Source organism: Psychrobacter sp. UBA6739 (assembly GCF_002453835.1).
Lineage (GTDB): Bacteria > Pseudomonadota > Gammaproteobacteria > Pseudomonadales > Moraxellaceae > Psychrobacter > Psychrobacter immobilis_A.
Genome location: NZ_DKHR01000029.1, coordinates 57,958 through 68,522, shown reverse-complemented (window position 1 = coordinate 68,522; position 10,565 = coordinate 57,958). Strand labels below are relative to the sequence as shown.

Annotated in this window: 12 protein-coding genes and 1 tRNA gene; 6 read left to right on the top strand and 7 right to left on the bottom strand. The window is 41.8% G+C overall.

What is annotated here, in order from left to right:
• Nucleotides 1–5: 5 nt before the first annotated feature.
• Nucleotides 6–293 carry a cyclic GMP-AMP synthase DncV-like nucleotidyltransferase gene (locus B2575_RS07340; RefSeq protein ID WP_296240896.1) on the bottom strand — a complete coding sequence of 96 codons (288 nt, stop codon included), beginning with the start codon at nt 291–293 and terminating at the stop codon, nt 6–8.
• A gap of 349 nt (nt 294–642) precedes the next feature.
• Between B2575_RS07340 and B2575_RS07335 the strand changes: the two genes are divergently transcribed.
• Entirely contained in the window at nt 643–1,971 is a 1,329-nt protein-coding gene (locus tag B2575_RS07335) for a valine--pyruvate transaminase (RefSeq protein WP_296240894.1), read from the top strand.
• Between the two features lie 109 nt (nt 1,972–2,080).
• Nucleotides 2,081–2,503 carry a hypothetical protein gene (locus tag B2575_RS07330; protein WP_193008879.1) on the top strand — a complete coding sequence of 141 codons (423 nt, stop codon included), beginning with the start codon at nt 2,081–2,083 and terminating at the stop codon, nt 2,501–2,503.
• A 15-nt stretch (nt 2,504–2,518) separates the two neighbouring features.
• On the opposite strand, the gene B2575_RS07325 is transcribed toward B2575_RS07330, so the two are convergent.
• From B2575_RS07325 to hisB, 4 genes are all read right to left on the bottom strand, one after another.
• The gene (locus tag B2575_RS07325) at nt 2,519–3,625 is read right to left on the bottom strand and encodes a hypothetical protein (protein ID WP_296240891.1); all 1,107 of its coding nucleotides are present in this window, start codon (nt 3,623–3,625) and stop codon (nt 2,519–2,521) included.
• A 98-nt stretch (nt 3,626–3,723) separates the two neighbouring features.
• Nucleotides 3,724–4,098: a hypothetical protein gene (locus tag B2575_RS07320; RefSeq protein ID WP_296240889.1), complete on the bottom strand. Its 375-nt coding sequence runs from the start codon at nt 4,096–4,098 to the stop codon at nt 3,724–3,726.
• 183 nt (nt 4,099–4,281) lie between these two features.
• Nucleotides 4,282–4,926 (bottom strand): imidazole glycerol phosphate synthase subunit HisH, encoded by a 645-nt coding sequence (gene hisH / locus B2575_RS07315; protein ID WP_296240887.1) that lies wholly within the window; start codon nt 4,924–4,926, stop codon nt 4,282–4,284.
• Complete coding sequence (gene hisB, locus B2575_RS07310; RefSeq protein WP_296240886.1) at nt 4,926–5,591, bottom strand: imidazoleglycerol-phosphate dehydratase HisB; 666 nt, start codon at nt 5,589–5,591, stop codon at nt 4,926–4,928. The genes hisH and hisB overlap by 1 nt, the downstream gene beginning before the upstream one ends.
• 402 nt (nt 5,592–5,993) lie before the next feature.
• Between hisB and B2575_RS07305 the strand changes: the two genes are divergently transcribed.
• The gene (locus B2575_RS07305) at nt 5,994–6,416 is read left to right on the top strand and encodes a hypothetical protein (protein ID WP_045447620.1); all 423 of its coding nucleotides are present in this window, start codon (nt 5,994–5,996) and stop codon (nt 6,414–6,416) included.
• Between the two features lie 122 nt (nt 6,417–6,538).
• Nucleotides 6,539–6,614: transfer RNA gene (locus B2575_RS07300), tRNA-Phe, on the top strand.
• Nucleotides 6,615–6,701: 87 nt separating this feature from the next.
• Here B2575_RS07300 and B2575_RS07295 read toward each other — a convergent pair.
• Nucleotides 6,702–7,070 (bottom strand): hypothetical protein, encoded by a 369-nt coding sequence (locus B2575_RS07295; RefSeq protein ID WP_296240884.1) that lies wholly within the window; start codon nt 7,068–7,070, stop codon nt 6,702–6,704.
• A 182-nt stretch (nt 7,071–7,252) separates the two neighbouring features.
• Between B2575_RS07295 and B2575_RS07290 the strand changes: the two genes are divergently transcribed.
• Complete coding sequence (locus B2575_RS07290) at nt 7,253–7,753, top strand: DUF4385 domain-containing protein (protein ID WP_296240882.1); 501 nt, start codon at nt 7,253–7,255, stop codon at nt 7,751–7,753.
• A 165-nt stretch (nt 7,754–7,918) separates the two neighbouring features.
• Complete coding sequence (locus tag B2575_RS07285) at nt 7,919–8,620, top strand: phosphoglycolate phosphatase (protein ID WP_296240879.1); 702 nt, start codon at nt 7,919–7,921, stop codon at nt 8,618–8,620.
• Nucleotides 8,621–8,665: 45 nt separating this feature from the next.
• Here the strand turns inward: B2575_RS07285 and B2575_RS07280 are convergent, their stop codons facing one another.
• Nucleotides 8,666–10,237: a YifB family Mg chelatase-like AAA ATPase gene (locus B2575_RS07280; protein WP_296240877.1), complete on the bottom strand. Its 1,572-nt coding sequence runs from the start codon at nt 10,235–10,237 to the stop codon at nt 8,666–8,668.
• Nucleotides 10,238–10,565: the final 328 nt, after the last annotated feature.

Below are 10,565 nucleotides of genomic sequence, written 5' to 3'. Positions count from 1 at the left end.
CACTTTTATTTTGAACTAACTATACCTAGGTTGTCTGATTCAAAAACTATAGCCACATCTATGTCATAGTCCTTTCTATCATTTTGGACTATGGTATGCATTGCCATAGAGCCTTGCGTCCTAGATTCGGCAATCTTATAACTAGTATTATTTTCATTATTATATTTTTCTAAACCATTTTTCAATCTCTTTATATTCTTATCTCTTTTATCTCTCAATATATTTTTTTCTTGATCGGGCAGTTTTACATGATTATTGTAAAATTTTTTAAATTCTTTAGAACAATCGAACATAGCTGTATTTCCCTAATAATAAAGTAAATTCCTGTAATTATAATTCTAAGTATTAAATTTTTCTAAGTGTTTTAAAAATAACTTCATATTTTTTATTATGAATATGTTGGTGCTGACAAGCAAGAATATGTATATCTAATACGTCACCTGTTGTCGTACGTATTCAACTTAACCTAAACGCCTTCTACTCACCTAGAAGGCGTTTTTTTTACTTCACAACCTGTATAGACATATAAGTCGATATCCACCCTGCACTTTGCTTATTTTATACTTCTCATTTGCTATACTAACCCCACTTTATCGATTAAATACCACCTTATAAACCCCTCAAAAACAGCATGGTAGCCTTATGAAATTCTCAAAGTTCGGTCAAAAATTTACCCAACCCACTGGTATCTCGCAATTGATGGACGATCTAGGCGACGCGCTAAAAAGCGATCAGCCAGTCAACATGCTGGGTGGTGGTAACCCTGCCAAAATTGATGCCGTTAATGAGCTGTTTTTGGAGACGTATAAAGCGCTTGGCAATGATAACGATGCAGGAGAGGCCAATAGTAGCGCCATTATTAGTATGGCGAACTACTCTAATCCGCAAGGGGATTCGGCCTTTATCGATGCACTGGTTGGCTTCTTTAACCGTCATTATGATTGGAACATTACCTCAGAAAACATCGCCCTGACCAATGGCTCACAGAATGCATTTTTCTACCTGTTTAATCTATTTGGCGGTGCTTTCAGTGATAATAAGCTTGATGAGAACAACGAATCTATCGACAAATCCATTCTACTGCCATTGACCCCTGAGTATATCGGCTATAGCGACGTGCATGTCGAAGGTCAGCATTTCGCAGCGGTATTGCCACATATCGATGAAGTGACTCATGATGGTGTGGACGGCTTCTTTAAATACCGTGTCGATTTTGACGCATTAGAGAACTTGCCAGCGCTGAAAGAAGGTCGTATCGGTGCGATTTGCTGTTCACGCCCGACCAACCCGACGGGCAACGTGCTGACCGATGAAGAAATGGCACATTTGGCCAAGATTGCCAAACGTTATGACATACCGCTTATCATCGATAATGCCTACGGTATGCCCTTCCCTAACATCATCTATTCAGACGCGCATTTGACGTGGGATGACAATACGATTCTGTGCTTTAGCCTGTCTAAAATCGGCCTGCCCGGTATGCGTACGGGTATTATCGTAGCCGATGCGAAAGTGATTGAAGCGGTCAGCGCGATGAATGCGGTGGTGAATTTAGCACCGACACGCTTTGGTGCAGCGATTGCCACGCCATTGGTAGAAAATGATCGTATCAAGCAGTTAGCCGATAATGAGATTAAACCGTTTTATCAAAAGCAGGCGACCCTTGCCGTGAAGCTGTTAAAAGAAGCTTTGGGCGATTATCCGTTGATGATTCATAAGCCTGAAGGCGCGATATTCTTATGGTTATGGTTTAAAGACTTGCCGATTACCACCGTTGAGCTGTATGAGATTTTAAAAGAAAAAGGCACACTCATTGTACCAAGTCAGTATTTCTTTCCTGGTGTCGATGTCAGCGATTATCAGCATGCACATGAGTGTATTCGTATGAGTATCGCGGCTGATGAGCAGACGCTAACCGATGGTATTGCAGCGATTGGTGAAGTGGTGCGTGAGTTATATGATGGTCGGTAGGATTTGCAAGTGAGCTGAGAATTATAGTTAGATCTAGTGTAAAAGTATTCGAAAGTCTCTACGCCAGTTACAGCCATCACATTATTTTAGGAATAATTAAATGAGACTTATGTCAGCTATAGTCTTACTTCTAATGTCTGGTTGTAGCGCTGTACATTCCGATGACGCCAACTATAAAGTTTTGATTCATGGCAATGAGGAATGCAACTATGACTATGGTGTAGAAGACTTTTGCGACGAATATAATCAAATATCCTATAAAAATACTGACAAGACTGTCAATTTTGATAAAGATAAAGTTTTAGTGTTTCCGGAAGATAACTTTGGTTATTTAGTTGTTATAAACCCAGAAACTCAAATAGCTTATCCTTTTGGATACTTAGTTAATTATAAAAAACTAATTTTTTCTAAAAATTCTAACGAATTCTGTATAGAGGGAGATATCTCCGCTTATCGTGATGAGGATAGTGGATACTTCTGTTTTGAGTTTACTGAAAACAACTTTGAACGTATTTACGATGCTACTCGCTAGTATTTAGCCTAACAATTATAAATCCACCTTTATCCTAATATATTGGAATTTATCATTGAGGCGCCCATCTTCTTCCCAAAAATTAAGGCTATGGGTAACCGCTAGATACAGGTAGCCATCTCTTGCCCAAAATATGTCTCTTGGCTCCTCCATAGGCATCCAATGCCTAAAGCCTGCACCCATAATCGGGATGATGTCTGTTCCCTTAATTCTATACAGCTCTAGATCGGTGTATTGCTCATATGGGTTGGTATAGGCTGAGATGATATATTTTTTATTGGGCGAGATATGAGGATAATCTATAAACGTCTGCGTCGTCTCACCCGAATTTTTATCAATCATCTTATAGTCACCGCTTTCCCAGTAACCTCCACTGACCAAATACTGATTTAACGGGGCAATCTGACCTACGTACTCAAAAATCTGATACCCATCATTATCTACATTCTTATCAGTGAACCTTACTACCTTGCCAGCGGTTGCAATTGATAGAACACCATTTCTCTTCTTAATACTTTTATCTTTTGATAGAAAATCAACGGCAAGTGGACGTTTCTTCTCAAACAAAGCCTTATCAATTAGCTCTATTTTTAGGTAATCGTTAAGTGCTTTGCCATTTTCAAAAGTCTCGTAGTCTTCGCCAATGGATAGATATGCTAGTATGTTTAAATCTTCAGCAGTCAATACCACCTTATCAAAAGTACCAACATCACTTTTTTTGATATAGACTTTCTCCTCTTGATTAGCAGAGACGTGTCGACCCTCATCATCTTCATATTCCCTATGTACCATCGCTTTGATACCGTACCACTCTTTATTGTCTTCAATGACTTCTAATTTCTCACCAAAGGCATAGTTTTTCACCTTTCGAGCAGCACCACTTGGTAACTGACGTGCGATTGCCCCATCTTTTGCTGTCACGTAAACTTGCTTCAATACAGTCGTATCATCGTAGTCAATCTCGATACCATCACGATTGTACTGTGCCAAAAGTGCTGCTGATATGGGTTTATTGAGGTCAATGATGACGTTTTGACTCGCCACTGCTGAATGATAGCTAAACGTCGTTAGACATAGAACGATAGAAGAAAAAATATGAGTAGGTATTTTAAATGAAGGCATAATATGGACTGCTATATATTTTATATTATGAATTTTACACCATAAAATCCTACTTAAGTTCATTTTATCAACACTTGAAATACAATCACTTCGGAATATTAACGCTGCTTTAACAGCTTAGTTGGAGGATTGGACGCACGAAAGATCTTCGTCCATTTATTCAAGGCATAAAGTACATAAGGCAGCAGGCAGGTATTGATCAAATCGCGGAGGCTTGCGACCAGCTGTTCGTGGCTTAAGCCAGCCATGCCTGATGCTTCAATCGTATTTCGATTATCTAAATACTCGCCCAATAAGGCAATGCCCGTCACGACGACTAAAGCCATGAATGATCTGATGCTTTGGTTTTTAATGATAGGACGCAGCACAAGCAAACACAAAAGATAGATGCCGACGCCGACATAGATATGTAAGGCGTCTTTGGCAAGGCCAGATACTTCAATAATATTGATTTTAAAAGCGGTGAAATCCACTGAGATATTCCAAATATAAGCAAGTAGAAAACGACTGAGAGTATCACTAAACCATGACGGCTAAACTATAATAGCTAAAGAGTGGCAGCTACAAAGTGATGGCTGAGCATAAAAAAGGCAGATTATACAATTGATAATCTACCTTCTACTAAATTAAATATTCACTTCACATTTATCGTCTATTTACACATTCCACTCGACGAAATTTTTCAACAACTGCAAGCCAGCAGTATGACTTTTTTCTGGGTGGAACTGGGTGGCAAATAAATTGTCTTGGATGACACTGGCACAAAACGGTTGACCATAGTCACATACCGCCGCCACTTGTGAGCTATTAGTAGGCTCGCAGTAGTAGCTATGCACAAAGTAAAAGTGCGCGTTGTCCTCGATACCATGCCACAATGGGTGGTCAAAATCCATGCCGCTGATGGTATTCCAGCCCATGTGCGGTACCTTAATCGTAGTGCCCTGCTGATCCTTCCACATAGGGTCAAACGCCTCTACATTGCCCTTTAAGATGCCAAGACAGTCTGTACCACCATTTTCAGCGGACTGCTCAAACAATGCCTGCATTCCCACACAAATAGCCATAACAGGCTTATTAAACACCGCATGGCGTATGACGTCATCAATCCCTGCTTCATGCATGCCAGCGATACAGTCACGCATAGCACCGACACCGGGGAAGACAATCTTATCTGCCGCAGCGACAACCTTAGGATCATTGGTGATAGAGACTTCTGCCCCTACCACTGACAAGGCTTTACTGGCGGAATGCAAATTACCCATGCCATAATCTAGTAGCGCTACTTTGGTTACTTTAGCCATTAAAACGCCTCTTTAGTCGATGGCAGCGTATTAAGTGCACGCTCATCATATTCGCACGCCATACGTAACGCACGAGCAAACGCTTTAAAGGTAGATTCGATTTGATGATGGCTGTTTTTACCTTTTAAATTGTCTAAATGCACCGTCATCCAAGAATGGTTCACAAAACCATAAAAGAATTCACTAAACAGGTCAACATCGAAATTACCGACATGCGAACGGGTAAATGGAATGTCCATGTGTAAACCCGGACGTCCTGATAGATCGACGACAGCGCGGGTTAATGCCTCATCAAGCGGTGCATAAAAATGCCCATAACGACGAATGCCTTTTTTGTCGCCCAATGCCTTGTTAAATGCTTGTCCAAGGGTAATACCAGTGTCTTCAACGCTATGATGGTCATCGATAAAGGTATCACCGTTGCATTTAATCTCTAAGTCAAACAAGCCGTGACGCTTGATTTGATCAATCATATGGTCCAAAAACGGCACGCCAGTATCCACCGTGCCTTTACCTGTGCCATCAAGGTTTACGGTACAAGTGATTTGCGTCTCAGCTGTATTACGTTCGACAGTCGCGATACGCTCAGGGCGACCATGTAGATTTAGGTTTTTTGGTGCATTTTGCTCAGGTGTATCAGCAGTCGTCATTGCATTGGCTGTCATGGCTACTCTCTATCAGTTTTTTATCAGTGAAAAGCGGTCAATAAATAAGGCAAAACATGTTTAAATATTTTACTAGTGTCTGGGTCAGCGCTAGCAAAAAATGTATTAGAAAATGATATATACAAAAGATATCAAGGTATTAGGGTTTGTACGTACTAAATATCATCTAGCCTCATCATAGCAAACCCTAACATTTACTGCCACGACCAAGCGGCAAACCATGCACAAAATTACCTCATTCTGCTAAAATAGTGTGTTCAGTATTATTAATCATGATTTGCACTGACTTTTAGATATCATATTCTACAGCCTACTTTCTATGACTTTTTGCCGTGTTATAACTTTGTGCTGTGTCATACTGCTACTTTATACGATAAAAACCCTTTGCTTATAGGAACTGCTATGCCTTTAGAAGCGATCGCCATTAATAGCTTGGATACACCACTTATCAGAAAACCTGCGCGCGACAATGAGCTAGCAGAGCGCTTGCAGGCATTATATGATAGCGATGACGCGCAGCCTGATGGTATCGAGGTATTAAATATCGTTGAGCAGGGTTTTAAGCGCGGGCAATGTCTGTATGTCGGTATGTTCAATGACAAACCTATCGCTGCTGTTGCCTGTTTTGATGATGGGCAAACCGACGCCAAGCGTCTGCAATATTTAACGGTACATCAGCAAAATCGCGGTCGCGCTATCGATGCTAAGTTTATCAAACTAGTCTATGATGCCGAGGTAAAAAAAGGCGTACGTCAATTTGTCCCTGCCGATGCGGATATCCATCGTATTATGAGCGAGTATGATTTACTGCGTGTTAAAGACTAAATCGAGAGCAAAAACAGTTAATTTTGCCAATATTTGATTATTTATCGTCTTTTATCTTCTATTATGCAAAAACTACTTGACAGCAACGCCTATATTTAGTTTAATAGCGCCTCAACGAAGACGGCTCGATAGCTCAGTCGGTAGAGCAACGGATTGAAAATCCGTGTGTCGGCAGTTCGAACCTGCCTCGAGCCACCATTCGTTAAAGAATTCTAAAAAGCTCCGAACAGCAATGTTCGGGGCTTTTTTTATGCTTATATCCCGTTCTGAAATAAGTCTAATAGCTTATGACAAACGTCTTCTTAATAACACCTCGCAACGTTCACGCGAGTCTAAGTCATAAACCGTCGCGCGGTAATCGATACCATGACGCCCTTCAAAAAATATCACTCTATCGCCCACTGCTAAAAAGCAAGAAGTGCGCGCATCATAAATGAAACCATCAATCACGAACGCCAAATCACGATCTATCTCGCGTACCGTATAAGTTTCTCCTTGCGGAATCAACCGCTCAAACCATGCGCTATGGGCAGCATTGGTGCTTAATACGCTGATGAGCAGCAGCACCGATATCATAAATATACTTTTTAACGACATCGTAACAGTCGAGCCAGCTAGACTGATGCTATTGAGGATGTTTTTATTAACTGTCATAACTTTAACCTACTCAGACCTGCTCAATGATTAATTCTATTCGCCATTCTTCTCATGCTAAACGCTTACTGTCACGGTTGCATAACATTTTTGTGCTGTTTTTTAGACAGCGGCGCTCAGTATACTCGATAGTATTGATAATGATAAATTTGACAGATGACGAATACTAATAGGGAAAAGCGATGAGAGCGTTCGATTACGATTTGGATTATAAAAACCTAGATTTGCGCGCGCAGCCAGAGCTGTATCGGGTCGGGCGCGGCGAGCAAGGCGTTTTATTGGTAGAGCCGTATAAGTCTGAAATCCTGCCACACTGGCGCTTTGCGACCCCTGATATTGCGCTTGAGAGCAGCGAGACAATTTATCAGCTGTTTTTAGATTATCTGGCGGCCGATGACTTTGTCGGTGCAGATATGGCGCGCAAATTTATTCAAATGGGCTATACCCGCGCCCGTCGTTACGCCAATCACAAAGGCGGCAAAAAGTATAAAGGTGCTGTTCCCGATGATAAAAAAGGTCAGAGCGGCGCACATGGTCGCGAAGAGTTGCCACGACAAATCGAAGACCCAATCAAAGCAGAGTCAGCGCGCATATTTAAACAAAAATGGGACGAGTGCCGAGAGAACAAAGATTATTTAAGAATGAAAAAAGAACATCGCGAACGTTATAAAGAGGTTGAATAATCATAAAACATATCAATAAAACATTAACCTTAGTCTGAAAAGATAGAAATATCTATAATGACAGACTGTTAAATAATTGAATTCATGATTTGCTGTGCTAAGGTAATGAGGGCTTGGAGCTAATACTCCAAAAAAGTATCAAATTGATAGCGTGGGCAAATAATAATGACTGTAGATATTAAGCAACTTTTGATTTTTGATTTTGATGGTACTTTAATTGATAGTGTGCCAGATTTGGCTGATGCGACTAATGCGATGTTAGCTACTCTGGGCAAAGAGACGTACCCTATCGAGACCATACGAAACTGGATAGGTAACGGCTCAAGATTGCTGGTAGAGCGCGCACTAGTAGGTAAGGTAGACGTGTTAGAAGGCGAATTGACGGTCGAGGAAGCCAATCACGCAGAGCACCTGTTTTTTGAGGCTTATAAAAATCTCAGTGGTAGCAAAACCGTTGCTTACCCAGATGTCGATAGCGGACTAAAAAAGCTCAAAGCAGCAGGATTTACGCTGGCGCTAGTGACCAATAAACCGATTCGTTTTGTACCGAAAATATTGCAATCCTTTGGCTGGCAGGACTTATTCAGTGAAGTATTAGGCGGTGATAGTCTCTCAACTAAAAAGCCTGATCCAGCACCGCTACTGCATGTCTGTAAAGCGTTGAACGTCACTTCAGAACAAGCTGTGATGATTGGCGATTCTAAAAACGATATCTTAGCCGGACAAAATGCTAATATGGATACTTTCGGGCTGTCTTATGGTTATAATTATGGACAAGATATCCGTGAGTTAAACCCTACCGAAGCCTTTGATGATTTTGCGGCATTAGTAGAATATATTTTCAAAAATTATAAGATAGACAGCTAAAATTTGAACATTAGAATGATTCATTTAAGCCATTCTTTGAAATCATTATTTGCTTCGATAACTCAGTGCCTCAGACAGATGAGCGCTTGTAATATCGATACTGTCAGCCAAATCAGCAATGGTACGCGCCACTCGCAATACTCGATGATAACCGCGTGCCGATAAGTTTAGACGCTGCTGAGCGAGCTGTAATAGTTGCTGTTCGCCCTCTCCTAGTTGGATATATTTATCAATCTCGCTAGGGCTAAGCTCATTATTGACCTTTTGTTGCCGCTGCATCTGATGTTTATGTGCGGCAATAACTCGAACGCGCACTTGTTCGGAGGTTTCGCCAGCTTGAGCATTTTGCAAGTCGGCAATTGGCAGCGCAGGTACAGTGATATGCAAATCAATGCGATCAAGCAGTGGACCTGATAGTTTATCTTGGTAACGTTTAATCTGCTCAGGTCGACAGCGACAACGCCCTGAGGTATCGCCATCATAGCCGCATGGACATGGATTCATGGCAGCGACCAATTGGAAATTTGCCGGAAAAGTCATCTGCGAGTTGGCACGGCTAATAGTGATTTGCTTGGCTTCTAATGGCTGACGCAATACCTCAAGCACGCTCCGATCAAACTCTGGCAATTCGTCAAGGAATAATACGCCTTTATTGGCAAGGGTAATTTCACCCGGTTTTGGTCGTGAGCCACCACCCACCAAAGCCACGGCTGATATAGTGTGATGAACTTGCCTAAATGGTCTTGTCCCATAATCGTAATCGCTGTCTGCCACTGAATAAGTACTGGCAACCTCTAATGCATCTTCATCACTTAAATCCGGCAATATGGTCGGCAGCCGTGACGCCATTAACGTCTTACCTGAGCCGGGTGGCCCTGTAAATAACAGCGAATGACCACCAGCAGCGGCAATCTCTAGCGCGCGCCGTGCATGATGCTGTCCTTTGACATCGGCCAAATCCACTTGATAGCCAACATGCTGCTGCGCTGGACTGGGTTGTACAACGTCCAAAGATTCATAGGCTGCGCTTGGATTGGCTAACGACTGTAAGTGGTCACAAACTGTCTTTAAGCTTTGCGCGGCTAGTATCGTCACGCCATCCACACGGCTAGCCTCAGCACCATTATCAATCGGTACGATAAGCTGCGGTAGTTTTGACTGCGGTTCGCTCAGCTCTTGTTCAGTGATATTTGCTACCTGCAATACTTTGGACGCCAGCGCCTCAGCTTTGATCGCTCGTGCCACCGCTAAGCTGCCTGTCACTTGCCGTAAATTCCCATTGAGCGCTAACTCACCGATAAACTCAAACCCTGATAATACTTCTGGATCCAATTGATCACTGGCTGCCAAGATTCCGATGGCAATCGGTAAATCAAGACGCGCGCCATCTTTAGGCAAATCAGCGGGGGCTAAATTGATAGTGAGACGACGATTAGGAAATTGAAAGCCAGAGTTCAAAATCGCAGAGCGTACACGGTCTTTGCTCTCACGTACCGCCGCCTCCGGCAAACCGACAATGGTCAATGCTGGCAACCCTTGTGACAGATGCACTTCAATAATGACCTTGGGCGCATGCAGTCCGACGACTGAACGAGTATAGACTTGGGCAAACGACATCAGCATTTTCCTAATATAGGGAATAATTGATAATAGAGCATTATGTATCAGTGCGCAAATGTCGTGTTTTCTTGTCTAATTTTATTTACTAGCATAATTATCAACAGTTGTTATATGATAAACGGATGCTCTTTCGCTCAGTCTTATTCAGCTATGCTGCCCCAAAGATTATCACGCCTGTTAACCACGTTATTAACGTATTGGGTAGTTTTAATCGCGCTATAAAGCACTAAAGATTAGCAAGAGTATTGGCAATAAAAGGATTTTATTGATCATATAAAGTTTGCTGGCGGTTTTTTGCTGTAGATTTATATAACACCTACTTTAT